27 protein-coding genes, 1 pseudogene and 1 riboswitch are annotated in these 22,435 nt (G+C 73.5%); of the genes and pseudogenes, 21 read left to right on the forward strand and 7 right to left on the reverse strand.

What is annotated here, in order from left to right:
• Positions 1 to 8: 8 nt before the first annotated feature.
• Entirely contained in the window at positions 9 to 416 is a 408-nt protein-coding gene (locus tag BJF86_RS12125; protein WP_075819262.1) for a VOC family protein, read from the reverse strand.
• 102 nt (positions 417 to 518) lie between these two features.
• Between BJF86_RS12125 and BJF86_RS12130 the strand changes: the two genes are divergently transcribed.
• Positions 519 to 1,001 carry a MarR family winged helix-turn-helix transcriptional regulator gene (locus tag BJF86_RS12130; protein WP_075819264.1) on the forward strand — a complete coding sequence of 161 codons (483 nt, stop codon included), beginning with the start codon at positions 519 to 521 and terminating at the stop codon, positions 999 to 1,001.
• 40 nt (positions 1,002 to 1,041) lie between these two features.
• Positions 1,042 to 2,442, forward strand: a complete 1,401-nt coding sequence (locus BJF86_RS12135; RefSeq protein ID WP_237768199.1) for an MFS transporter — start codon at positions 1,042 to 1,044, stop codon at positions 2,440 to 2,442.
• Between the two features lie 123 nt (positions 2,443 to 2,565).
• Here BJF86_RS12135 and BJF86_RS12140 read toward each other — a convergent pair whose 3' ends face one another.
• From BJF86_RS12140 to BJF86_RS12155, 4 genes are all read right to left on the reverse strand, one after another.
• Positions 2,566 to 3,582, reverse strand: coding sequence for an LLM class flavin-dependent oxidoreductase (locus tag BJF86_RS12140; protein WP_075819268.1), 1,017 nt, complete (start codon positions 3,580 to 3,582; stop codon positions 2,566 to 2,568).
• A gap of 286 nt (positions 3,583 to 3,868) precedes the next feature.
• A complete protein-coding gene (locus tag BJF86_RS12145) occupies positions 3,869 to 4,471 on the reverse strand; it encodes a rhomboid family intramembrane serine protease (protein WP_075819270.1) in 603 nt (200 codons plus the stop codon).
• 108 nt (positions 4,472 to 4,579) lie between these two features.
• Positions 4,580 to 4,987, reverse strand: coding sequence for a hypothetical protein (locus BJF86_RS12150; protein WP_075819272.1), 408 nt, complete (start codon positions 4,985 to 4,987; stop codon positions 4,580 to 4,582).
• Between the two features lie 16 nt (positions 4,988 to 5,003).
• Positions 5,004 to 6,146 (reverse strand): citrate/2-methylcitrate synthase, encoded by a 1,143-nt coding sequence (locus BJF86_RS12155; protein WP_075819274.1) that lies wholly within the window; start codon positions 6,144 to 6,146, stop codon positions 5,004 to 5,006.
• Positions 6,147 to 6,197: 51 nt separating this feature from the next.
• On the opposite strand from BJF86_RS12155, the gene BJF86_RS12160 reads away from it, so the two are divergent.
• Complete coding sequence (locus BJF86_RS12160) at positions 6,198 to 7,484, forward strand: citrate synthase (protein ID WP_083653026.1); 1,287 nt, start codon at positions 6,198 to 6,200, stop codon at positions 7,482 to 7,484.
• A gap of 34 nt (positions 7,485 to 7,518) precedes the next feature.
• A complete protein-coding gene (locus BJF86_RS12165) occupies positions 7,519 to 8,679 on the forward strand; it encodes an alpha/beta fold hydrolase (protein ID WP_083653027.1) in 1,161 nt (386 codons plus the stop codon).
• Positions 8,680 to 8,704: 25 nt separating this feature from the next.
• Here the strand turns inward: BJF86_RS12165 and BJF86_RS12170 are convergent, their stop codons facing one another.
• Positions 8,705 to 9,283 carry a TIGR03086 family metal-binding protein gene (locus BJF86_RS12170; protein WP_075819276.1) on the reverse strand — a complete coding sequence of 193 codons (579 nt, stop codon included), beginning with the start codon at positions 9,281 to 9,283 and terminating at the stop codon, positions 8,705 to 8,707.
• A gap of 101 nt (positions 9,284 to 9,384) precedes the next feature.
• On the opposite strand from BJF86_RS12170, the gene BJF86_RS12175 reads away from it, so the two are divergent.
• From BJF86_RS12175 to BJF86_RS12205, 7 genes are all read left to right on the forward strand, one after another.
• Positions 9,385 to 10,359 carry a helix-turn-helix transcriptional regulator gene (locus BJF86_RS12175; RefSeq protein ID WP_075819278.1) on the forward strand — a complete coding sequence of 325 codons (975 nt, stop codon included), beginning with the start codon at positions 9,385 to 9,387 and terminating at the stop codon, positions 10,357 to 10,359.
• Positions 10,360 to 10,576: 217 nt separating this feature from the next.
• The gene (locus tag BJF86_RS12180) at positions 10,577 to 11,065 is read left to right on the forward strand and encodes a DUF2087 domain-containing protein (protein WP_075819280.1); all 489 of its coding nucleotides are present in this window, start codon (positions 10,577 to 10,579) and stop codon (positions 11,063 to 11,065) included.
• Between the two features lie 184 nt (positions 11,066 to 11,249).
• Positions 11,250 to 11,438, forward strand: a complete 189-nt coding sequence (locus BJF86_RS12185) for a PspC domain-containing protein (protein ID WP_075819282.1) — start codon at positions 11,250 to 11,252, stop codon at positions 11,436 to 11,438.
• Positions 11,439 to 11,467: 29 nt separating this feature from the next.
• Positions 11,468 to 11,707, forward strand: a complete 240-nt coding sequence (locus BJF86_RS12190) for a type II toxin-antitoxin system VapB family antitoxin (protein ID WP_075819285.1) — start codon at positions 11,468 to 11,470, stop codon at positions 11,705 to 11,707.
• Positions 11,708 to 11,709: 2 nt separating this feature from the next.
• Complete coding sequence (locus BJF86_RS12195) at positions 11,710 to 12,039, forward strand: type II toxin-antitoxin system PemK/MazF family toxin (protein ID WP_075819287.1); 330 nt, start codon at positions 11,710 to 11,712, stop codon at positions 12,037 to 12,039.
• Positions 12,036 to 12,431, forward strand: a complete 396-nt coding sequence (locus tag BJF86_RS12200; protein WP_075819289.1) for a VOC family protein — start codon at positions 12,036 to 12,038, stop codon at positions 12,429 to 12,431. The genes BJF86_RS12195 and BJF86_RS12200 overlap by 4 nt, the downstream gene beginning before the upstream one ends.
• A gap of 36 nt (positions 12,432 to 12,467) precedes the next feature.
• Entirely contained in the window at positions 12,468 to 13,046 is a 579-nt protein-coding gene (locus tag BJF86_RS12205; RefSeq protein ID WP_075819291.1) for a sulfotransferase family 2 domain-containing protein, read from the forward strand.
• Between the two features lie 63 nt (positions 13,047 to 13,109).
• Here the strand turns inward: BJF86_RS12205 and BJF86_RS12210 are convergent, their stop codons facing one another.
• Positions 13,110 to 13,811, reverse strand: a complete 702-nt coding sequence (locus BJF86_RS12210; protein ID WP_075819293.1) for a M50 family metallopeptidase — start codon at positions 13,809 to 13,811, stop codon at positions 13,110 to 13,112.
• A 94-nt stretch (positions 13,812 to 13,905) separates the two neighbouring features.
• On the opposite strand from BJF86_RS12210, the gene fdhA reads away from it, so the two are divergent.
• The 10 genes and pseudogenes from fdhA (at position 13,906) to BJF86_RS12260 (ending at position 22,326) form a co-directional block, all read left to right on the forward strand.
• Positions 13,906 to 15,120 (forward strand): formaldehyde dehydrogenase, glutathione-independent, encoded by a 1,215-nt coding sequence (gene fdhA / locus BJF86_RS12215; RefSeq protein WP_075819295.1) that lies wholly within the window; start codon positions 13,906 to 13,908, stop codon positions 15,118 to 15,120.
• A 69-nt stretch (positions 15,121 to 15,189) separates the two neighbouring features.
• Complete coding sequence (locus BJF86_RS12220) at positions 15,190 to 15,759, forward strand: DUF664 domain-containing protein (protein ID WP_075819297.1); 570 nt, start codon at positions 15,190 to 15,192, stop codon at positions 15,757 to 15,759.
• A 1-nt stretch (position 15,760) separates the two neighbouring features.
• Positions 15,761 to 16,090 carry a TfoX/Sxy family protein gene (locus tag BJF86_RS12225; RefSeq protein ID WP_075813407.1) on the forward strand — a complete coding sequence of 110 codons (330 nt, stop codon included), beginning with the start codon at positions 15,761 to 15,763 and terminating at the stop codon, positions 16,088 to 16,090.
• Complete coding sequence (locus BJF86_RS12230; RefSeq protein WP_237768200.1) at positions 16,048 to 17,235, forward strand: DNA glycosylase AlkZ-like family protein; 1,188 nt, start codon at positions 16,048 to 16,050, stop codon at positions 17,233 to 17,235. The genes BJF86_RS12225 and BJF86_RS12230 overlap by 43 nt, the downstream gene beginning before the upstream one ends.
• A 44-nt stretch (positions 17,236 to 17,279) precedes the next feature.
• Positions 17,280 to 17,351 (forward strand): annotated as a pseudogene (locus BJF86_RS19005) (type II toxin-antitoxin system prevent-host-death family antitoxin); the annotation flags it as partial.
• 381 nt (positions 17,352 to 17,732) lie between these two features.
• A riboswitch (cobalamin riboswitch) is annotated at positions 17,733 to 17,940 on the forward strand.
• Between the two features lie 40 nt (positions 17,941 to 17,980).
• Positions 17,981 to 19,066, forward strand: a complete 1,086-nt coding sequence (locus BJF86_RS12240; RefSeq protein WP_075819299.1) for a homocysteine S-methyltransferase family protein — start codon at positions 17,981 to 17,983, stop codon at positions 19,064 to 19,066.
• The gene (locus BJF86_RS12245; protein WP_075819301.1) at positions 19,063 to 19,581 is read left to right on the forward strand and encodes an acyl-CoA thioesterase; all 519 of its coding nucleotides are present in this window, start codon (positions 19,063 to 19,065) and stop codon (positions 19,579 to 19,581) included. Before BJF86_RS12240 ends, BJF86_RS12245 begins: the two co-directional genes overlap by 4 nt.
• Positions 19,582 to 19,652: 71 nt before the next feature.
• Entirely contained in the window at positions 19,653 to 20,273 is a 621-nt protein-coding gene (locus BJF86_RS12250; protein ID WP_075819303.1) for a thioesterase family protein, read from the forward strand.
• 110 nt (positions 20,274 to 20,383) lie between these two features.
• Entirely contained in the window at positions 20,384 to 21,619 is a 1,236-nt protein-coding gene (gene cobA, locus BJF86_RS12255) for a uroporphyrinogen-III C-methyltransferase (RefSeq protein ID WP_075819305.1), read from the forward strand.
• Positions 21,616 to 22,326, forward strand: a complete 711-nt coding sequence (locus tag BJF86_RS12260; RefSeq protein WP_075819345.1) for a sirohydrochlorin chelatase — start codon at positions 21,616 to 21,618, stop codon at positions 22,324 to 22,326. Before cobA ends, BJF86_RS12260 begins: the two co-directional genes overlap by 4 nt.
• The last annotated feature ends 109 nt before the right edge of the window (positions 22,327 to 22,435 follow it).

Consider the following 22,435-nt stretch of genomic DNA (forward strand, 5'->3'; position numbering starts at 1 on the left):
GGCCCCGCTCACCCCTCCCGCTGGATCACCGAGTGCACGTTGCCGGCCGGGTCGGTGAACCACGCGATGAGAGGGCCGCCACCGGTCATGACGCCGAGCTCGTCGTGCGGCATACCGTCGTAGCGCAGGAACTCCAGCCCGCGGTCGGTGAGCTCCTGCACCGTCGCGCGCACGTCGTCGCTGGGGAAGTTGAGGACGGTATACGACGCGGGGGTGTGCGCCGGGCCCTTGGGGTAGACCAGGATGGACCGGGCGCCGAGGCGGAGCGAGAGCATGGCCATCGGCTCCTCGCTGCGCTCGACAGGTATGCCGAGGGTGTCGCGGTAGAACGCCTCCGCGGCGTCGAGGTCGTCGACGGTGAAGCCGTTGAAGGCGTCGTCCAGGCCGAGGAGGGCGGGAGGCAGATCGGTGCTCATGCCTCAGTGTGACCCCCGGCCGGTGGGAGAGTCATCGGTCGGGCCCGTAGACCGGGGCTGGACGCCGGGCGCTGATCTTGACAGCGCTCTTATATTAGCGCTATGACATCACCTGACCCGACCCGTGAGAGCCGCTTCGAGCAGCTCTTCGCCGTGCTGGGGGACATGGATGCCGCGGTCGCTGCTGTCTATCGGGACCGGGGCGAGGGGGAGGTGCGACCGCGTTTCGCGCTCCCTCTCATCCGGCTGGCCCGCCTGGGGCCGATGACGATCACCGCGCTCGCGGCCGAGGTCGACCGCAGCCACTCGGCCCTGTCCCAGACCATCGCGCAGATGCGCCGAGCCGGTCTCGTGACCAGCGAGGCGGGTCAGGACGGCCGCACCCGCATCGTCAGCCTGACCGATCGCGGTCGGGCGCTCGTCCCGTTCGCCGAGGCCGAGTGGCGGGCCACCGAGGCCGCGATCGCCGAGGTCGAGGCCGAGCTGCCGTATGCGCTCAGCCAGGCCGCCGCGGACCTGGCGGCGGCACTGGAGCGCCGGTCGTTCGCCGAACGGTTGGCGGACCACCTGAACGGGCCGGAGTGAGCCGCGCAGCCACCAGTCGCGACGCCCGGTGGGGCGGGAGGTGAGTCCGCGCGGCGCCCTGATCGACCTGACGCCGCTGCGGCACAGCCAGGCATACCGCCGCATCTGGGCGGGAGGTGCGCTCTCGGGGCTGGGCCACCAGGTCGCGGTGGTCGCCGTGCTCTTCCAGGTCTGGGAGATGACGCGCAACCCGTTCTCGGTGGCGTTGATCGGGGTGGCTCAGGCGGTGCCGATGATCGTCTTCGGGCTGGTCGGCGGGCCGGTCGCGGACGTCCTCGACCGGCGCCGGGTGGCGCTGGCCGCCACCACCGGACAGGCCCTGGCGGCGGCCACGCTCGCCGCGCAGCTGGTCGTCGGGCTCTACCCGCTCCCGCTCCTGCTCGGCGTCCTGAGCCTGCAGACGGCCTGCAGCGCGCTGGGCTCGCCGGCCCGGCGCACCTTCATCGTGCGGCTCCTGCCGCGCACGCTCGTCCCTGCCGGGATCGCGCTGCACATGATCAGCTTCCAGGCCGCGATGATGGTCGGCCCCGCGCTCGGCGGTCTCCTGCTCGGCGTGACCTCCCCGGCGGTCTGCTACCTCGTCAACGCCGTGGCCCTCGCCCTCAGCGCCTGGACCGTGTGGGCGCTGCCCGCGCTGCCGCCGGAGCGGGGCGAGTCCTCGGACCGGGGGACGCCGCCCGAGCAGGACACACCTCCAGAGCGGGGTACGTCCTCGGACCACGGCAGCGACGCCGCCCTGCATCGCCGCCCGGTGCCCCGCACCGAGACCGGTGGGAGGGCATACCCCGGAGCGCGGGGTGCCCGGCTGCGTCGACGCGTGCGCACCGCCCTCGTCCTGCTCGCCGAGGGGGTCGCGCAGGTGCGGCGTGACCCGGTGCTGCGCGGGTCGTTCCTGCTGGACCTCGCGGCGACCTTGCTCGCGTTCCCGGTCGCCCTCTTCCCGATGGTCAACCAGACCCTGTTCGGCGGCGACCCGCGCACCCTCGGCCTGTTCCTCACCTGCATCGCCATCGGCGGGGTGAGCGCGGGCCTGATGTCCGGGCTGGTCACGCGGCGGCGTCGCCTCGGCGTCGTGCAGCTGCTGGCCGTCGGGGTCTGGGGGCTGGCCCTGCTCGGCTTCGGCCTGGCCGCGCTCACCGGGCTGGCGTGGGCAGCGCTCGGCTCGCTCGTCCTGGCCGGGGCGGCCGACACCGTGTCGGTCACCTCACGCGCGGCGATGGTCCAGCTCGCGACGCCGGACAGCCACCTGGGCCGGGTGTCCTCGGTGGAGCACGTCATCGGTGTCGCGGGCCCGGACATCGGCAACGCCCGCGCCGGCCTGGTCGCCGGGCTCACGACCCCGGCCTGGTCGGCGCTCCTCGGCGCGCTCACCTGCCTGGGCGCCGCCACCTGGGTCGCGCTGACCCACCGCGAGGTCGCGGCCTTCCGGGTCGACGACTGACCCGATCACGATCACGGGCTCCCCCCCGTCCTCGGCCGGAGTGTGGTCGGTCTCGTGCAACCTTCATCGCCCTACAGCCCGAGGTAGGTCAGGCAAGACCGACCGCACCCCCCGGCCTACAGCTCAGCGCCAGCCGAGCTCGGCCGCCACCTCCAGCACGCCCTCGATGACGTGCGCGCAGTAGTCGACGCCGAGCTGGTTGGGGACCGTCAGCAGCAGCGTGTCCGCGGCGGCGACCGCCTCGTCGGCCGCGAGCTGCCGCGCGAGCTCCTCGGGCTCGGCGGCATACGTCTTGCCGAAGGTGGCCCGTGCACCGTCGATGATGCCGACCTGGTCGGTGCTGCGCCGCTCCAGCCCGAAGTAGGCGTGGTCCTGGTCGGTGCGCAGCGGGAAGACGCTGCGGCTGACCGACACCCGCGGCTCGCGGGTGTGCCCGGCCGCGGTCCAGGCGTCGCGGTAGCGCTGGATCTGCTCGGCCTGCAGCTGGTGGAAGGGGACGCCGGTGTCCTCGGTGAGCAGCGTGGACGACATGAGGTTCATCCCCTGCTCGGCGGCCCACTCGGCGGTCCCGCGGGTGCCGGCACCCCACCAGATGCGCTCGCGCAGCCCCTCGGAGTGCGGCTCCAGCCGCAGCAACCCCGGCGGGTTGGGAAACATCGGGCGCGGGTTGGGCTCGGCGAAGCCCTCACCGGAGAGCGCCTCCAGGAAGCGCGCGGTATGCCGTCGCGCCATGTCGGCGTCGGTCTCGCCCTCCGCGGGGTCGTGCCCGAAGTAGCGATAGCCCTCGACGACCTGCTCGGGGCTGCCGCGGCTGATGCCGAGCTGCAGCCGACCGCCGGAGATGAGGTCGGCCGCGCTGGCGTCCTCGGTCATGTAGAGCGGGTTCTCGTAGCGCATGTCGATGACCCCGGTGCCGATCTCGATCCGCTGTGTCCGCGCGCCGACCGCCGCCAGCAGCGGGAACGGCGAGGCGAGCTGCCGGGCGAAGTGGTGCACCCGGTAGTAGGCGCCGTCCGCGCCGAGCTCCTCCGCGGCGACGGCGAGGTCGATCGACTGCAGCAGGACGTCGGAGGCCGACCTGGTCGCGGACTGCGGGTGCGGGGTCCAGTGGCCGAAGGAGAGAAAGCCGATGCGCTTCATACCCAGGTCAACGCGCGGGGCTGCGCGGCATTCCTCCGGCCGTGCGCCACAGTGTGCGTCATGGTCGACGTCCTCATCCTGGTCGTCGTGGTGGCGCTGGTCGTGCTCGTCTGACGCGCTGACCGTGGAATGCCTGCCCCGGCGAGACTTCTACGGTCACCACACTCGCTGCGGCCGCCCGCTGACCGTGGAATGCCTGCCCCGGCGAGACTTCCACGGTCGGTGGGCAATGACCCCGCGGTCGGTGGACTCAGCTCGTGCGGCCGGTCGGGGTGCTGGCGTCAGATCACCGAGAGGCCACCGGCACGCGCGAGCGGTCCCGGCGGCCCAGCCAGACCGCCAGCGCCACCCCCGCAGCAGCGCCGAAGAGGTGCGCCTGCCAGGAGACGCCCTCGCGCACCGGCAGCACGCCCCACAGCATCGAGCCGTAGACCACGACCACGAGCAGCCCGAGCACCGCCTGCCACACCCGGCGGGCGACGAAGCCGTAGACCGCGAGGAAGGCGGCATACCCGTAGACCACGCCGCTGGCCCCGATGTGCACCGTCCCCGGCCCGCCGAGCAGCCAGACCCCGAGCCCGCCGAGCAGCACCACGCCGCCGGTCACGAGCCACAGGTGGCGCGTCGTCAGGGCGAGCAGCGAGCCGAGCACGAGCAGCGTGACCGTGTTGGCGAGCAGGTGCCCGAAGCCGAGGTGCAGGAACGGGCTGAGCACGATGCCCGCAAGATGCCCGGGGTCGCGCGGCCGGATGCCGAACTGGTCGAGCCGCAGCGGCAGCACGAGGTCGACGATCTCGCTGACCCACATCAGCGCCACGAGCACGAGGACCGGTATGACGCGCCGCGCCCAGGCGGGCAGGTCGGGTCGGCGGGTGGCGGGCTGGCTCATCGCCCCAGTCTCCCACCGCGGCGGCGCCGGGTGGCGGTCACGGCGGTCAGGAGGTGCTCAGCCGCCACAGCGTGCACGAGGTGAAGGTCTCCGGGGCGAGGGCATACCTCACCTCGACCTCGACCTCGACCTCGCCCGGGAAGCGTGGTCGCCGTCGGGCGAGACGAGCCCCCACGTGACGTGGGCCGGACCCTCCTCGACGAGCCGCCACTCCTGCAGGTCGAAACCCGCCGCGCCGCCGTGCAGCGTGTCGCCGCGGTCGTTGACCGTGAGGTCGTATGCCGTGCCGTCCAGCTCGAAGGAGCCGCCGGCGATGCGGTTGCCCACCCGGCCGATGGTGGCACCGAGGTAGCCCCCGCGGGCGTAGGAGCGCAGGTCCCGGTGGCCCAGGACCACCTCGGTCCACCCGCCGTCGGCGTCCTCGACCTCGCAGGACGTCACCGAGGCGCCGGTCGCGAGCGTCGACAGGCGCAGGCCCGCGGTGGTCAGGGTGCGCTGCGTGGGGTCGGGGCTCACCGCAGCAGACCAGGGCTCAGGGCAGCGGCGCCGGGGCGGGTGGCCCGGCGTACTCCGCGGACGGCCGGATGATCCGCGGGTCCTCGGTCTGCTCGAGGATGTGCGCGCCCCAGCCGACGACGCGCGCCACCGCGAAGGTCGGGGTGAACATCGCCCGCGGGATGCCGCACTGCTCCATGACCACGCCCGCGTAGTACTCCACGTTGGTGTGCAGCTCGCGGCCCGGCTTGAGCTCGGCGAGGGCGCCGACGACCTCCCGCTCGACCGCCACGGCCAGCTCGGCGAGCGGCCCACCGAGGCGCTGCACGTGCTCCCGCATGAGCACGGCACGCGGGTCGGTCGTGCGGTAGACCGCGTGCCCGAAACCCATGATCCGCTCGCCCTTCGAGACCCGCTCGCGGACCCAGTCGCGCGCGCGGTCCGGCGTGCCGATCTCGTCGAGGGCGTCGAGCGCCCGGTCGGGTGCTCCGCCGTGCAGCGGCCCGGAGAAGGTGCCGAGGGCGGCGCACACCGCGGACGCGACGTCCGCACCCGCCGACGTCACCACGCGGGCGGTGAAGGTCGAGGCGCTGAAGCCGTGGTCGACCGTGCTGATGAGGTATGCCGTGACCGCCTCCGCGTGCTCGGGTGCCGGCTCCTGCCCGGTGAGCATCCACAGCCAGCTGCCGGCGGCGCCGAGCTCCGGGCGGGGCTCGAGCGGCGGCATACCCGCGCGCAGCCGGAAGAGCGCTGCCTGGAGCACCGGGACCGCGCCGACGAGCCGGAGCACGCCGGCCCGAACCTGCTCCTGGGTGGCGCCGTAGGTGGCGGGGAAGTCCTCCACCGAGCCGAGCAGCGACACCGCCGTGCGCAGCCGGGCGAGCGACGCACGGTCCGGGCCCGAGCGGGCGATGGCCAGCAGCTGCTCGAGCAGCTCGTGGGGGAGCATCGAGGCGGCGGCGAGCTCGTCGGCGAAGGCGCGTGACTCCGCCGCGTCGGGCAGGTGCCCCTCGATCATGAGGTGGACGACGTCCTCGAAGGACCGGTGCCGGGCCAGGTCGAGCGCGGAGTACTCCCGGAAGTGGTAGAAGCCCTCCTGCCCCTCGACACCCCCGGTGCGGGTGCGGGCGACGACGAGGCCCTTGAGGCCGGGCGGGGCGTGCTGCACGGTGCTGGTCATGAGGGGAGACTGCCGCTAGGTTGATCGGGTGTCAACGTTGATCGGATCAATGTGAGCGGCCCGGTCGGACTGCTGACCACGGCGCAGGCGGCCGACTACCTCGGGGTCAAGGTGCAGACGGTGTATGCCTACGTCAGCCGTGGCGTGCTGACGCCGATGCGGCGCGAGCCGGGGGTGGGCAGCCTCTTCGACGTCGAGGAGGTGAGCGTGCTCGCGGGCCGTCCTGGGCGCTCGGGGCACCGGGGGAGCCGCGGCGTGGGGCGCGCCACCAGCGATGACGTGCGTACCCGGATCACGCAGGTCGGGCCGGGGTCGCTCGCCTACCGGGGTCACGACGTGCGAGACCTGGCGGGGTCGCGGACCTTCGAGGAGGTACGCGACCTGCTCACCGGCGTGCCGCTCGCCGACGCCTCCGGGGCGTCGGACGTCAGGGGTGCCCGGTCGGGTGAGGGACCGGACGGGAGGGGTATCCGGTCGGGGGTGCTCGCGGCGCTGCCTGCGGGGACGCCGTCGCTCGACCGCATGAAGCACGCCGTGCTCCTCGCGGCGCAGGAAGACCTGGGCCGGCACGACCGCAGCGCCGAGGGGTTCGCGGCGGCCGGGGCCCGGGCTGCGGCAGCGATGGCCGGCTCGCTCGCGTCATCCGGCGCCGGTCCGGCGCGGGCCAGCTCTGGGCCGAGCGCTGCGTGCGGGTCGGACCCGTCCACGGGGTCACCGGGGGCGGGTGCGCTCGCGGAGGCGCTGCGGGCATACCTCGACCTGCCGAGTGACCTGCTCGACGTGGCGCTGGTGCTGCTGGCCGACCACGACCTGGCGGTGTCGACGACGGCCGTGCGGGTCGCCGTGTCGGCCGGGAGCGATGCCTACTCGGGGCTGCTCGCGGGGCTCGCCGCCGCCGACAGCCCGCTGCACGTCGGCGCGTCGATGCGCGCTGTCGACTGGCTGCGGCCGGCGCTGCAGGACCCGCGCTCCGCCCTTGACGCCGCGCTCACCGGCGGGCCGCCGCCCGGCTTCGGCCACGTCGTCTACACCGAGCAGGACCCGCGGGCCCAGCTGCTGCTGGAGCGGATCCTGCCCGGCGCTGCCCCGGAGGTTCGCGCTTCGCTGGAGCTGCTGGAGGGCGAGCTGCTCGAGCGACGTGGCTGGGTCCTCACCGTCGACGTCGCACTCGCGCTGCTCACCCTGGAGCACGGCCTGCCACGCGACGCGGGCGCCGTGATCTTCGCCTGCGCCCGCACCGCCGGCTGGGCCGCGCACGCGATCGAGGAGCTCGCGGAGCCCGGGATGCGCTTCCGGCTGCGCGGGATCTACACCGGTCCCCGACAGGCGAAACCCTGAGGCGTGCCGTTCCACGATCTGCCAGGGTGGTCTGATGACGTGGGACGACCTCCTCAGGGCCATCGGCGGGCTGCTGGCGCCCTTCGGTGGGTCCTGGGCGCAAGGGGACGTCGGCCTGGACGGGGGAGGCCCGTCGGATGTCGGCTTCTGCTGTGCCCACGACCTGCTCGCCGACGCCCTCCCCCACATCCCGCAGATCACGGACGTCTCCGGCAACGAGGGCGGCTGCGTCGACCTCTGGTTGACCGGCGAGGGCGACCACCTTCTCGCGGCACACTTCGAGGGGTTCAGTCCGGGAGAGAGCCTGGCCAGGCTCGGCCTGCTCGCCGAGGCACGGAGGTATGCCGCCTCCGCGCCCGGGCCGGTCGACCTCGCCGGGCCGGCACTCGTGCGGGCGCTGACACTGATCCTCACCCCGGACGATCTCAGGGGTGTCGAGGACGCGCCCTACCGCGTCGTCGGCGACGGTGATCCACTCGTGGTGCTGCCTGGCGGGCCCGTGCGGGATGGGCACTACCTGGGAGACCTCGGCGGTCTGGCTGCCTCACGCCAGCTGGTTGTTCCCGTCCTTCCGCGCACCAGGGTGGAGGACCTGGTCCCCGTCGTCGAGGCAGTGCGAAACGACCTCGGGCTCTCCCGCATCGACGTGCTCGCGCACTCGGCCGGCGCCGTGCTCGCACTCGCCTACCTCGCGGCGCACCCCGATCGCGTCGCTCGTCTCGTCCTGATGAGCCCCGCGGTCCGGGCCATGGGGATTGCTGACGATGTCGACGGTGCCGCCCGGATCGTGCGGGCCCGACGCGCGGAGCCCGGCTTCGAGGAGTCGCGGAAGGTCCGCTGGCTCGAGGGCGCGACCTACCCCGAGGAGTTGCGGCTGACCTTCGGTCGGTGGGACGACCAGGTGGCCGCCCTGGCGGGCACAGGCTCGGTCGACCAGGGCGAGCGGTTGGCCGCCTACTACGCCGCCCCCCGGCCCGACCCCGGCCGACTCCGCGCGGCAGCGACGGCCTTTCCCGGGGACGTCACCGTCATTACCGGACGCCTCGACGTCGGGCCCACCCCGCGCCAGGCCGACGAGCTGGCGACGCTGTTCCCGAGAGGCCGGGTCGTGGAGATCGAGGGCGCCGCCCACTATCCCTGGCTGGACGCACCGGAGGAGGTCTGCAGGGCGGTTCTGTCCGGGTTGACCCCGTAGCGCCACTGCCAACCCGAGGCCTCTCTCAGCGGGTCGTGCGTCCGAGCCAGTTGGCCAGCCGCTCGGTGGGGCCGGCGTCGGAGGCCGGCTCGACCGGCGCGTCGAAGGGGATCCAGTCCTCGGACCGGGTCTGCGCGGGAAGGAACTCCTTGATCATCGGCAGCACCTGCTCGGACACCTCGGCCAGCGCCTCGCCGTCCTGGCCGGTGGCCGACGCGAGATCCCACCCGTGCACGAGGTGCTCCTGCACGTAGCCGCCCAGCACCGCGCGGCCCGGCATGGTGCCCCACGGCGGCGAGAGCTGAGCGTCCATCACCGCGTCGTCGGCCCACGCGTCCTGGGCCCGGCGCACGGCGTCGCGGAACCCCGCGGAGACGTCCTTCGGCAGCGGGATGGCGACCGGCTCGTCGTCGACGGTGCCCTTTACGGGCAGGACCGCGACGCGGTGCTCGACGGCGAAGAGGTGCTCGACGAGCTCTGCGACGTCCCACTGCGCGCACGGCGTCCTGGTCTGCATCTGATCGGCGCGCACGCCGTCCACGAGGTCCGCCACCCATTCCTGGGTGCGTGCCAGGACGGGGCGCAGGTCGGGCTGCTGGGTCATGGTCGTCTCCTTCGTCTGGGTGTCGGGAGGTCCCCCGATGCACCGAGTCTCGACCGGTATACCTGACACCTGGTGTCACCGTTCCGTGCCATTCTCGACCCGTGCGCACCGAACGCCTGCTCCAGCTCGTGGGGCTGCTGCGCGCCCACGGGAGGCTCAGCGCGACCGAGCTGGCGCGTCGGCTGGAGGTGAGTCGCCGCACCGTCATGCGCGACGTCGAGGCCCTCTCGCTCGCCGGCGTCCCGGTGTATGCCGAGCGTGGGCGGGGCGGCGGCTACGCCCTGCTGCCCGGCTACCGGCCCGACGTCGAGGAGCTGACCGACGCCGAGTCGCGCGCCCTCTTCGTCGCCGGCGGCGCGGGGGTGGCGGACGCGCTCGGGATGGGGCAGGACTACGCGGCCGCGCTCCGCAAGCTGGCGACGGGTCTGCCCCAGCGCCGTACGGGCGACATCGGCCACGCCCTGGAGCGCGTCGTGGTCGACCCGGGCGGGTGGTCGGGTAGCCGGCACCAGCCGGCGCGGCTGCGCGAGCTCATGGCGGCGGTCGAGGCGGACCGTCGGATCAGGGCGGTCTACCGTGCGGCGTCCTCGGACTGGAGCGGGCGACGCACGCTGGACCCCTGGGGCCTGGTCCTCGCCGGGCAGAGCTGGTACCTCGTCGCCGCCCACCGCGGGCGCCCGCACACCTACCGGGTGGACCGCTTCGAGCGGCTGGAGGTGCTGGACGTGCAGGCCCGCCGGCCGGCAGGGCTGGACCTGCTGGCGACGTGGCACGAGCTGCGCGACACCTGGCAGCATCGCCTGAGCACGCCGGTGACGCTGCGGGTGCGGGCCGACCAGGCGGACCTCGCGCGGCGGCAGCTCGCGATGGTGCTCCGCGGACCCGTCGAGCGGACCGACGACGGACCCGGCCATGTGCTGCTGCGGGCCCCGGTCGGCTCGCTGCGCGGCCTGGTCGGGATGATGGCCGGCTTCGGCTCGTGGGTGCAGGTGGTCGAGCCCCCGGAGGCGGTCGCGCTCATGCGCGAGGTCGCGCGGGAGGTGCTTGAGGCACACCCGGCAGAGCCGACCAGCTGACGGCGCAGGGCGGTGCCCACGGCAGGCCGGGGCGTGCCGGCATCGGTCGGTATGCTCGGACCCACGGCGGCGCTGCACCGCCGAGCCCGACCCGCCCCCAGCCGGCCGGTCACCGGGGCGAAGGGGAGCGGATCCTCGCAGGCGAGAGACGGCATACCTGTCTGGAACCCGCAGCAGGATCGGCCGCGGCTGGGGCGACGATCCGGGAGCGAGTGACATGACGATCGATGCCGACCTCAAGGCCCGGGTGCGTGAGCGGATGGCCCGCACCGGCGAGAACTACACGACTGCCCGCGCGGCGCTGCTCGCTGCCCCACCGCCCCACGCCCTCGTGGTGGAGACCGACCTCGCCGCGGACCGGGCCGTGGGCTCCTTCTTCGACGGCGAGCGGCTGCGCTCGATCCCGACCCGGCGGCGCCCTCGGGCCGCCGTGCTCATGGAGCTGCTCACCCGCTTCGAGCGGGGCCGCGAGTATGCCGAGCGAGAGGTCAACGCGATCCTCGCCACCGCGCACGACGACGTCGCCTCGCTGCGTCGTGAGCTCGTCGACTACCGGTGGTTCACCCGGACCGACGGCGTCTACCGAGTGGCCGACGAGGTGCCGCAGCGCCACCCCAACGAGGCCCAGGAGGTGCCGACCGACGAGGTCGCCCGGCTGGCCCGGGTGCCGAGGGCAGCGGCCCGGCACACCCCCACCCGGGACTGACCACGGGATAGCACGACCTCCATCGGCGAACTTCCCGATGGAGGTCAGGCTAGGCCGACGTCGGTCCGGCCGCGGGACGCCCGGAAGCTCGCCCCGTGGGGCTGTTGGAACGGGGGACAACCCCACCGCGATCCGGTGGCGACCCCGATGGCCGCCACCCCGCGGCGCGCCTAGCGTGGTGGTCATGGCTTCTGCACCCGCCCTCGCCCGTCCCCGCCACGACCGTGTCATCGCCGGCGTCTGCGCCGGCCTCGGCCGCCGCTTCGGCATGAGCCCGACGCTCGTCCGGGTCCTGTTCGTGCTGTCCTGCCTGCTCCCTGGCCCGCAGGTCCTGGCCTACCTCGTGCTCTGGGTCGTCATGCCGTCCGAGTGACCGTGCCACGTGCGTGGCATACTGGTGGCATGGCACGGGTGAGGATCAGCACGACCGTCGACGCCGACCTGCTGGCACGGGCGCGAGCGCTGGGCACGGGCACCACCGAGTCCTCGCTCGTGGAGCGGGCGTTGACAGCGCTGCTCCGTGAGCACCGTGCCGCGCAGATCGACCGCGAGTATGCCGAGGGCTATGCCCGGCTGCCCGCGGACGTCGCCGACGAGTGGGGAGACGTGCCGGCCTTCCTCGACGCCGCGAGCCGGAGCTGACAGTGGACCTGCCCGAGCGCGGCGAGGTCTGGTGGGCCGACGTCGAGGTGGGCGCCCGCCCGGTGGTCGTGCTCAGCCGCGACGCCGCGATCCGTGGCCGTCGACGCAGCATGGTCGCGGCCTGCAGCACCACGGTCCGCGGCCTCCCCAGCGAGGTGCGGCTGGAGCCTCAGGACGACCCGGTCCCCACCTCCTGCGTGGTGCAGCTCGACGCTGTGGTCGACGTCGCGACCCAGGTGCTGACCCACCGTCTCGGACGCCTCGGCTCCGCCCGGATGAGCCAGGTCTGCCGCGCCCTCGCCGTCGCCACCGGCTGCGAGGGGCCAGCATGAGGAACCCGGTCCACCACATCGAGCTCTGGACCCACGACCTCGACCAGGTCGAGGCGTCCTTCGGGTGGCTGCTGCCCCGGCTGGGCTGGGCGGCCGACCACGACCCGGCTTGGCCGCAGGGGAGGGTGTGGCGTCACGCCAGCGGCGCCTACGTCACCCTGGAGGAGTCGCCTGCCGTAACCGGCCCGCACGACCGGATGCGCGCCGGGCTCAACCACCTCGCCCTGTGCGTCGAGGACCGCCCGACGCTGGACGCCCTGCGTGCGGAGGCCGCTGGCCATGCCTGGTCCGAGCTCTTCGCCGACGCCTACCCGCACGCGGGCGGCCCGGGGCATACGGCGCTCTTCGTGGAGAACGTGCAGGGTTTCGAGCTGGAGATCGTCGTAGCCTGAGCCCTGCTGCCCGACCCCGACCGTGAGGAGACCCGCGTGCCCGTCTACCGCAAGGACGGCCGGTCCGTGCTGTTCGTCCACATCCCGAAGACGGGCGGCACCTCGGTCGAGCACCTCTTCCGCGCCAACGGTTGGCAGCAGTCGTTCTTCGACGCGAAGTACGGCCCCGGCACCCGCAACGCCCTGATGTGGTGCGGCCCGCAGCACCTCCACGGGGAGCCGCTGCAGCAGCTCTTCCGGGTCGAGCGCTTCGACCTCGTCTTCGCCGTCGTCCGCGACCCGGTGGCCCGCTTCCGCTCGGAGTATGTCTGGCGGCACCGCAAGAAGGACGAGGTCGACCTGGGCGGTCGCGCGGTGCAGCAGTGGTTCGAGCGGGTGCAGAAGCGTTACGCGAAGAACCCCTACCTCTTCGACAACCACGTCCGGCCGCAGCACGAGTTCCTCGTCCCCGGCACGACCGTGGTGCGTCTCGAGGACGGTCTCAGCGCCGCGATGAGGCGGCTGAGCCGGGAGCACGACCTCGGCCTGGAGGGCGGCCCGGAGCAGTTCAAGGACAGCAGCTCAGGCCCGCGCCGCTCGGCCGACGTCGAGATCACGAGGGCACCCGCCGGATGATCCGGCGCTTCTACCGCGGCGACTTCCGCGAGCTCGGCTACCGCAAGCCCTGACCGTCCACCCTCACGACAGAGGCACGAGCTCCCGGGCACCGAGCACGAGCGCGGCGACACACACCAGCCAGAACAGCCCGAACCACACCGCCCCGGGCACCCTGGTCAGCCGCGCGAGCTGGTCGACGTCGCTCCCGCGCGCCCCCCGGCGCCGCTGCCGCTGCACCTCGACCACGGCCCGTGGCGCGGCGAGCAGGACCGACCACACGACGAGGTATGCCGCCGCGGACAGCACCGTGCCCGTCGCCGACCACGACAGCAGCGCGACGCTGGCCCCGGTCGCGGCGACCACCCACAGCCCGTAGAGGTTGCGGATGAGCACGAGCATGAGCGCGCAGGTGAGCACGAGCGCCCAGAGCAGGCCGGCGGCATACCCCTGGCCCAGCAGCAGCGCCCCACCGAGGCCGACGAGCGCCGGTGCGGGGTAGCCGGCGAGCACCGTCGCCACCATCCCCGGGCCGCGGGGCCGCCCGCGCGAGACGGTGACCCCGGAGGTGTCCGAGTGCAGCTGGATGCCTGTCAGCCGCCGGCCCACGAGCGCGGCGACCAGGGCGTGCCCCGCCTCATGGACCAGGGTGACCAGGTGTCTCACCAGGCGATAACCCGCCGGGCTCCACGTCAGCAGCAGCGCGAGCACTCCCAGGAGCAGGCTGACCTGCCACGGCAGCGGCGGCTGCGTGGTGGTCGCCCGGTCCCACAGGTCGAGGAGCACGCAGGTGAGCGTGCCAGAGGAGGCTGAGCGGTTGCGGGGAGCGTGGGCCGGGTCCAGGCTGGATTTCCCACCCGCGACACAGGAGTCGAGAGCCATGGCAGAAGGAAATCGCGTCGTCGTCTACACCGGCCCGGGGGAGGTGGCCGTGGAGTCGGTCGACTACCCCAAGCTCGAGATCCCCGGGGAGGTCGCCGACCACTTCGGGATCGCGAAGGCCGCCCCGCACGCGGCGATCCTCAAGCTCGTCACCACCAACATCTGCGGCTCGGACCAGCACATGGTGCGCGGCCGCACCACCGCCCCGGTCGGCCAGAGCCTGGGCCACGAGATCACCGGCGAGGTGGTGGAGAAGGGCGACGACGTGCTCTTCGTCGACGAGGGCGACATCTGCTCGGTGCCGTTCAACATCGCCTGCGGCCGCTGCCGGATGTGCCACGAGGGGCATACCGGTGTCTGCCTCAACGTCAACCCCGCCCGTGCCGGCGCCGCCTACGGCTACGTCGACATGGGCGGCTGGGTCGGCGGGCAGGCGGAGTACGTCATGATCCCCTACGCCGACTTCAACCTGCTGAAGTTCCCGGACCGGGACCAGGCGCTGGAGAAGATCCTCGACCTCACGATGCTCAGCGACATCTTCCCGACCGGCTACCACGGCGCCTACACCGCCGGGGTGACCACCGGGTCGACGGTGTATGTCGCGGGCGCCGGTCCGGTCGGCCTCGCGGCGGCGCACGCCGCGCAGCTGCTCGGCGCGGCCGTCGTGATGGTGGGCGACATGAACGCCGACCGGCTCAAGCAGGCGGAGAGCTTCGGCTGCGTCGGACTCGACCTGTCCTCCGGCGGTGAACTCGTGGACCAGATCGAGCAGGTCGTCGGAGAGCGCGAGGTCGACGCGGCCGTCGACGCCGTCGGGTTCGAGGCCCGGGGCCACGGCGAGGGCGCGGACGAGGCGCCGGCCACGGTGCTCAACGACGCGATGACGGTGACCCGCGCGGCCGGCGGGATCGGCATACCCGGCCTCTACGTCACCGGTGACCCGGGCGCTGTCGACGACGCCGCCAAGGAGGGCACGCTCGGTGTCCGCCTCGGTCTGGGCTGGGCCAAGTCGCACCACTTCACCACAGGTCAGTGCCCGGTCAAGCGCTACAACCGGCAGCTGATGAACATGATCCTGCACGACAAGGCCCAGATCGCGAAGGCCGTCAACGCCCAGACGATCAGCCTGGACGACGCGCCGCGCGGCTACGCAGAGTTCGACCAGGGCGCGGCGACGAAGTACGTCATCGACCCGCACGGCATGGTCGCCTGACCCTGCCCTGACACCTCAGGATGTCCGCGGCGGACACCGCCTGTCCGCCGCGGGCACTACTGTCCTGTCATGAGCGATGCACCTCCCTGGGAGCCCCCGGTCGCGGGCGACGAGATCGGCCACCTCCTCGGCGCGCTGGACCGGCAGCGCATGACGTTGTGGTGGAAGGCCGAGGGCCTCGACGCCGCGGGGCTGAGCGCCCGGGTGGGGGCCTCGTCCCTCACCCTCGGCGGGCTGCTCAGGCACCTCACCGGCGTCGAGGTGACGGCCGGGACCTGGCGGATGGACGGCTCCTCGCCCGGCAGCCCGTGGACCGACGTCGACTGGGAGGCCCAGCCGGACTGGGACTTCACCAGCGCCGCGGACGACAGCCCCGAGCAGCTCTACTCGGGCTATGTCGAGGCCGTGGCCGCGACGCGGGCCCGGCAGCGGGCCTACATCGAGGAGCACGGCCTGGATCACATCATCGAGTGGGGCAAGCAGTGGGGCGTCGACATGAGCCTGCGCCGGATGCTTTTCGACATCCTCGAGGAGTATGCCCGGCACACCGGCCACGCGGACCTGCTGCGCGAGGCGGTCGACGGCCGGGTGGGTGAGGACCCACCGCCGGACTGGGCGCCGCCCGCGGAGTGGACCTGAGGTGGCCTACGACGAGGGGCTGGCGCAGCGCATCCGCGACCTGCTCGCGGGGGAGCCGGGGGTCACCGAGAAGGCGATGTTCGGCGGTCTGGCCTTCCTCGTCGACGGGCGCATGGCGGTCGCGGCCACGGGGGACCAGGGGGTGATGATCCACGTCGAGGAGGCGATGGCGCGCGAGCTGTGCGCCCGTGAGGGCATCGCGCCCATGGAGATGCGCGGCCGTCCGATGCGGGAGTGGGTGCGCAGCGAGGACGTCGGGGCGGACGACCACCTGCTGGAGGAGATGGTGTGGATGGGGGTCGGGTGGGCGCGGGCGCAGCCGCCGCGGTGAGTCCCGGCCGCGACGTGGTGCACCGGCTCTCCCGCCGGGACGCCCGGCGCATCGCGGTGCGCGCCCAGCTGCTGACGGCGCAGCGGCCCGGCGACGTCGTGGAGACGGTGCGTGAGCTCACCCTGCTGCAGATCGACCCGGTCAAGGCGGTGGCCCCGGCCCAGCACCTCGTGCTGTGGAGCCGGCTCGGCAGCGCCTACGACCCGGGCGAGCTGGACCGGCTGCTGGCCGAGCGCACCCTCGTGGAGATCCTCGGCTTCGTCCGGCCGGGCGAGGACGTCGCGCTCTACCGCGCCGAGATGGAGCGGTGGCCGACCCCGTCGCGGCGGGACGGCTCGCTGCGCCCCTGGCAGGAGTCGAACGCCCGGTGGGTCGAGGCCAACGACCGGGCCCGGCGCGAGATCCTGGCCCACCTGGAGGCCGAGGGGCCAACCCCCACCGGCGCGCTCCCGGACGCGACCGAGGTGCCCTGGCGCTCCAGCGGGTGGACCGACGACAAGAACGTCCAGCGGCTGCTCGACTTCATGGTCGCCCGCGGGGAGGTCGCCGTCTCGGGCCGCGAGGGAGGGCAGCGTCTCTGGGACCTGGCGCAGCGGGTCTACCCCGACGCGCCCACGCTGCCGCTGGAGCAGGCGCGGGCCGAGCAGGACGCCCGCCGGCTCGTGGCCCTGGGCCTGCTGCGCTCTCGGGGTCCGGAGTGCCCGGTCGAGCCGGGCGACGCGCGCGTGGCCGGGGAGGAGGCGACCATCGACGGGGTCACGGGGACCTGGCGGGTGCACCCGGCATACCTCGACCCGGACGACCGCTTCACCGGGCGCGCGGCGCTGCTGTGCCCGATCGACCGGCTGGTCTTCGACCGCGACCGGATGGCCGACCTCTTCGCCTTCGACTACGTGCTGGAGATGTACAAACCGAAGGCCAAGCGGCGGTTCGGCTACTACGCGCTGCCCGTGCTCGACGGCGACGAGCTGGTCGGCAAGCTCGACGCCACCGCGGAGCACAAGCGCGGGGTGATGCGGGTCGACGCCCTGCACGAGGACGGCGACTGGAGCGCGGCGCGGCGCGACCGGGTGGTCGCCCAGGTCCACGACCTGGCCACCTGGCTGGGGCTCGACCCCGAGCTGCCCGCCCACCTCGGCGGGTGACGGGTATGCACTTGGTCAACGGGACTAAGTCCATGACATCGGACATGGTGGTCAACGTCCACGAGGCCAAGACCCATCTGTCGAGGCTGCTGGAGCAGGTGAGCGCCGGCCGGCGGGTGACGATCGCGCGGGCCGGCACGCCGATCGCCGACCTGGTCCCGCACCACGAGACCGAGCTGGTCTTCGGGACCCTCGAGCTCGACTACTCGGACGAGCCTTCCATGAGGCCGACGACGAGGTTGCCAGGCTGCTCGGTTCGCCGTGACCCGCGCCCTGCTGGACACCCACGTCCTGCTCTGGCTGTTGACCGACGACGCGCGCCTGGGTGCAGGTGCGCGAGCGGTTGGAACGCGCCGAGTCGGTGCTCGCTTCGACTGCGAGCCTGTGGGAGCTGTCGATCAAGACGGCGGACGAGCAGATCCTTGCGGCTGGGGTGGCAGGTGTCTCGACGCCCGGACCGAGGGCCCTGGCGGCACCTGACGACGGCAGGCGCTGGAGTAGCATCGTCGCGTCGCGGTTCGACCCCCTCCGGAGGGTCGTCGCAAGAGGGAACCAGGTGCGAGTCCTGGACTGCCCCGCAGCGGTATGTGGGAACGAGCGCGTCACGAAGCACTGGGCGGATGTGCCTGGGAAGCGACGCCGGTAGGTGCCTTGCACGAGGCGAGCCCGCGAGTCCGAAGACCTGCCGTGACCGCAGGGCCTGCCCGGGCCCGGTGCCCGACGAGCTCGCGAGGGATGAGCACGGATGACCGACACGCATACCCCCAACGACCCCACCACCACTCCTGCACCCGGCCTGGTCGAGCGCCTCGACGAGGGCCCGGTGATCTGCGCCGAGGGCTTCCTCTTCGAGCTCGAGCGGCGCGGCTACCTCACCGCTGGGGAGTTCGTCCCCGAGGTGGCCCTGGAGTTCCCCGACGCGCTGCGGGCGCTGCACCGTGACTTCCAGCGCGCCGGCAGCGACATCGTCGAGGCGTTCACCTACAACGGCCACCGCGAGAAGATGCGGGTCATCGGCAAGGAGGAGCTGCTCGAGCCGCTCAACCGGGCCGCCCTGCAGATCGCCCGGTCCGTGGCCGACGAGTTGCCCGGCAACCTCGTGGCCGGCAACATCTCCAACAGCAACCTGTGGGACCCGAGCGACCCCGACGCCCAGCGCGAGGTGCGCTCGATGTTCGAGGAGATGGTCGGGTGGGCCGTCGAGGAGGGCGCTGACCTCATCGTCGGCGAGACCTTCTACTACGCGGGCGAGGCGCAGGCCGCGCTGGAGATCGCGAAGGCCAGCGGCCTCCCCGTGGTCCTCACCGTCGCGCCGATGGCCGGCGAGCAGATGCGCGACGATGTCGGGATCGTCGAGGTGTGCCAGCGGCTGGAGCAGGCTGGCGCTGACGTCGTGGGCATGAACTGCTTCCGCGGCCCGGCCACGATGCTGCCGTGGCTGCGGCAGATCCGGGAGGCCGTGAGCTGCCACGTCGCTGCGCTGCCGGTCCCCTACCGCACCACGGACGCCGAGCCCACCTTCTTCAACCTCACCGACGACAACGGCGTGATGGTGCCCTCGCCGCACGGTCGCACCTTCCCGACCGCCCTGGACCCGCTGTCCTGCAACCGCTACGAGGTCGGGGCCTTCGCCGCCGAGGCCTTCGCGCTCGGCATCAACTACCTCGGCGTGTGCTGCGGCGCCTCCCCCATGCTCGTGCGCCAGGTCGCCGAGGCGGTCGGCCTGACCACCGAGGCCAGCCGGTTCTCGGAGAACATGCAGAACCACTTCATGTATGGCGACAACGTCCGGCTGCCGGAGCACATCAAGGCGCTCGGCGGGACCGCGTGACGCCTGCCGGCAAGGCGCCGGAGGAGTCGCGGCTCACCCTGTCGCAGATCATGGGTGCCACCGACACCAACCTCCTCGGGACGGTGCACGGCGGTGTCCTCATGCGGCTGGCCGACTCGCTCGCCGGCGTCGTCACCGCACGCCACAGCGGTGGCCCGACCGTCACCGTGGCCATCGACGAGATGGTCTTCGTCACCCCGGTCCAGGTCGGCGACGTGCTGCACCTGCACTCCCAGGTCAACTGGGCGGGGACGAGCTCGATGGAGGCCGGGGTGCGGCTCATGGCCGACCGGTGGGACCGCACCGACCTGCCGATCCACGTCGCGAGCGCCTACCTCGTCTTCGTCGCGGTCGACGAGGAGGGCAGCTCGCGCCAGGTCCCCCCGCTGCTGCCGCAGACCGAGGAGGAGCGGCGGCGGTTCCGGGAGGCGGAGATCCGGCGTTCGCACCGCCTCGCGCGCCGCGACGCCATCGTGAGTTCGCGTGCGATCGCCCCGGAGCCGGCGCAGGGGTAGCGGGTTTCGTCCCGACGACTCGCCCGTCCGGATCGGCTCCAGCGTTCACGTGAACGCTGGAGCTGTTGGCGATGGGCGCGTCGCCGGGACGAAGCGGCTGCCGGGGCGCTGGAAGGGCTCGGAGGTGGCCCAGGGGGTATGCCGCCGACCTCACCGACGGGTGGGCCGTCGGTGGCGGCCTCAACGGTGGCTATCTGCTGGCCGTCAACGGCAACGCCCTGCGGGCAGCCAACCCGACGAAGCCGGACCCGATCTCGATGTCGGCGCACTACCTCTCGGCCTCGGTCGCCGGCCCGGCGACCGTGCAGACCCGCACCGTGCGCGAGGGCCGGAGCACCACCACCGTCGCGGCCGACCTGGTCCAGGGCGAGGAGGTGCCGATCACCGCGCTGGCGACCTACGGCGACCTCTGCCGGCTCGCCGACGAGGTCGCCACGACCGCCGACGGGCTCGTCCTGCCCCCGCCCGAGGAGTGCGTGCCGAACACGATGGCACCCGAGGAGCTGCGCCGGTTCGCGCCGACCATGGAGCTCACCGCGCACGTCCGCGCGGTGCCGGCACCCGGCTGGCTGCGGGTGCGGCACGCGACCTGCACCATCGCGGGCGGGATGTTCGAGGAGGACTGCGGGGTCTGGGACTCCGCCGGGCGCCTCGTCGCGCAGTCCCGCCAGCTCGCCCGGGCCCCGCGCTAGGGTTGCCGACCGGGGCGGTGGGCCAAGGGGTGGCAGGCGCCGACCGACGGCGCGGCCACAGGCATACCCAAGACTTGGTGACCGTTTCGGTAACGGTGCATGATGGTCCCATGTCGCCCGGTCCCTTCCTGCTCGGCCTGTCGCTGGGCGGGCGCCGGGTCGTCGCGGTCGGCGGGGGAGCCGTGACCGTGCGCCGCGTGCGCGACCTCCTCGACGAGGGCGCCGTGGTCGAGGTCGTCGCGCCGCAGGTGGCGCCCGAGCTCTCGGCATGGGCGGAGCGCAGGAAGATCACCTGGACCCCGCGCCGGTACGCCGGTGCCCCCGACCTCGACGGCGCCTTCCTCGTGCACACCGCTACCGGCGACGCCGGGACCGACCGGCGCGTGGCCGCCGACGCCGAGGCGCGGCAGACCTTCTGCGTCGTGGCGGGTGACGCAGCCGGCGGGAGCGCGCAGGTGCCGGCCCGCGCGGCGGTCCCGACGCCCACCGGCGAGGTCCGTGTCGCGGTCCACGCCGGCGGTGACCCGCGCCGGGCCGCGGCTGTGCGCACCGGGCTCGTCGACCACCTGACCAGCGGGGTCGTCGACCTGCGGGGCCGTCGCCCGCACGGAGGCTGGGTCGCGCTGGTCGGTGCCGGCCCCGGGGACGAGCAGTTGCTCACCCGCCGCGCCGCAACGCTCCTGGCCGCCGCCGACGTCGTCGTCACCGACCGGCTCGTGCCCCGCGCCCTCCTCGCCCGCCTCCCGGAGAGCACGCGCGTCGTCGACGTGGGCAAGTCGCCGCACCACCACCCGGTGCCGCAGCACGAGATCAACCGGATCCTCGTCGAGGAGGCGCTCCGGGGCCGGGGCGTGGTGCGCCTCAAGGGCGGGGACCCCTACGTGCTGGGCCGCGGCGGCGAGGAGCGTGCGGCTTGCGAGGCCATGGGGCTCTCCGTGGAGGTCGTGCCCGGCATCACCAGCGCGGTCTCGGTGCCGGCCGCGGCGGGCATCCCCGTCACGCACCGCGGCCTGGCCCGCGGCTTCACCGTCGTGACCGGCCACGAGGAGCTGCCCGGCCTGCCGACCGGCGGCGACCACACGCTCGTCGTGCTCATGGGCGTCGCCGGGCTGCGCGAGACCGCCGCCCGGCTGGTCGGGGCGGGGCGTCCCGCGAGCTGCCCGGTCGGCATCGTCGAGAACGGCTGGACCCCGCAGCAGCGGGTCACCCTGGGCACCCTCGCCGACATCGCGGACCGCGCCGAGCGCGTCGGCGTCGCCTCGCCTGCCGTGGTCGTCGTCGGCGACGTCGTCACCCTGGCGCACGGGTGGCCGGCCCGGGCGGAGGGCGCCGGGGCGGTCGCGTGAGGCGGCCGCTCGTCGTCGCCGCGCACGGCACCGCGAGCCCCGAGGGGCAGGCGGTCGTGCGTGCCTGCGCCGCCCGGGCGGGCGAGGTGCTGGGTATGCCCGCCCCTCCCGTCGTCGGCTTCGTCGACGTCTGCGGCCCGACGCTGGAGGAGGTGCTCGTCGGGCTGGAGGACCCCGTCGTCGTGCCCTTCTTCCTCTCCTCGGGCTACCACGTCAACCACGACGTGCCCGCGGCGCTCGCCGACGTCCCGGGCGCGACGGCGACCCCGGCGCTCGGGACCGCCGACGAGGTCGTGCAGGCCCTGGCCGCCCGGGTGCGCGAGACGCTGCCCGCGGGGGAGCCGCCCGACGCCGTCCTCGTCCTCGGCGCCGGCAGCAGCGACGACCACGCGCGGGGCGAGGTCGCGACGGTCGCCGAGCGCGTCGCGGAGCACCTCGGCTGCGCCGCCGGCACCGCCTTCCTCAGCGGACCCGGGCCCCGGCCCGAGGAGGAGCTGGCCCGGCTACGGGAGGACGGGCATACCCGGGTCGCGGTGGCCGCCCACCTGCTCTCCCCGGGTTTCTTCCTCGACAAGGCGCACGCGGTCGCGCGGTCCGCGGGGGCCGCCCCCACCGGACCGCTGGGCACGCACGACCTGGTCGTCCGCCTCGTCGCCCGGCGCTACCGCGAGGCGCGGCTCCCAGACGTGGGTCCGAGGAGCTCCTAGTGTCGCGCGTCATTAATTCATTGACAGTATGGGATGATGGCGTATGCCGTCACCTGCTCTGGAGATCAGCGATGAGGATCGTGCGACCCTGACCTCGTGGACACGGTCG

This window comes from Serinicoccus sp. CNJ-927 (assembly GCF_001942435.1).
GTDB classification, from domain to species: Bacteria; Actinomycetota; Actinomycetes; order Actinomycetales; family Dermatophilaceae; genus Ornithinicoccus; species Ornithinicoccus marinus.

Bases quoted from the DNA above. Each gene is read 5' to 3' on its own strand.
- BJF86_RS12250 (WP_075819303.1), top strand. From the start codon at position 19,653: ATGGGCGCGTCGCCGGGACGAAGCGGCTGCCGGGGCGCTGGAAGGGCT.
- BJF86_RS12240 (WP_075819299.1), top strand. From the start codon at position 17,981: ATGACCGACACGCATACCCCCAACGACCCCACCACCACTCCTGCACCC.
- BJF86_RS12220 (WP_075819297.1), top strand. From the start codon at position 15,190: ATGAGCGATGCACCTCCCTGGGAGCCCCCGGTCGCGGGCGACGAGATC.
- BJF86_RS12140 (WP_075819268.1), bottom strand. From the start codon at position 3,582: ATGAAGCGCATCGGCTTTCTCTCCTTCGGCCACTGGACCCCGCACCCG.
- BJF86_RS12145 (WP_075819270.1), bottom strand. From the start codon at position 4,471: ATGAGCCAGCCCGCCACCCGCCGACCCGACCTGCCCGCCTGGGCGCGG.
- BJF86_RS12170 (WP_075819276.1), bottom strand. From the start codon at position 9,283: ATGACCCAGCAGCCCGACCTGCGCCCCGTCCTGGCACGCACCCAGGAA.
- BJF86_RS12125 (WP_075819262.1), bottom strand. From the start codon at position 416: ATGAGCACCGATCTGCCTCCCGCCCTCCTCGGCCTGGACGACGCCTTC.
- BJF86_RS12200 (WP_075819289.1), top strand. From the start codon at position 12,036: ATGAGGAACCCGGTCCACCACATCGAGCTCTGGACCCACGACCTCGAC.
- BJF86_RS12165 (WP_083653027.1), top strand. From the start codon at position 7,519: ATGACGTGGGACGACCTCCTCAGGGCCATCGGCGGGCTGCTGGCGCCC.
- BJF86_RS12130 (WP_075819264.1), top strand. From the start codon at position 519: ATGACATCACCTGACCCGACCCGTGAGAGCCGCTTCGAGCAGCTCTTC.
- BJF86_RS12190 (WP_075819285.1), top strand. From the start codon at position 11,468: ATGGCACGGGTGAGGATCAGCACGACCGTCGACGCCGACCTGCTGGCA.
- BJF86_RS12155 (WP_075819274.1), bottom strand. From the start codon at position 6,146: ATGACCAGCACCGTGCAGCACGCCCCGCCCGGCCTCAAGGGCCTCGTC.
- cobA (WP_075819305.1), top strand. From the start codon at position 20,384: ATGTCGCCCGGTCCCTTCCTGCTCGGCCTGTCGCTGGGCGGGCGCCGG.
- BJF86_RS12185 (WP_075819282.1), top strand. From the start codon at position 11,250: ATGGCTTCTGCACCCGCCCTCGCCCGTCCCCGCCACGACCGTGTCATC.
- fdhA (WP_075819295.1), top strand. From the start codon at position 13,906: ATGGCAGAAGGAAATCGCGTCGTCGTCTACACCGGCCCGGGGGAGGTG.
- BJF86_RS12180 (WP_075819280.1), top strand. From the start codon at position 10,577: ATGACGATCGATGCCGACCTCAAGGCCCGGGTGCGTGAGCGGATGGCC.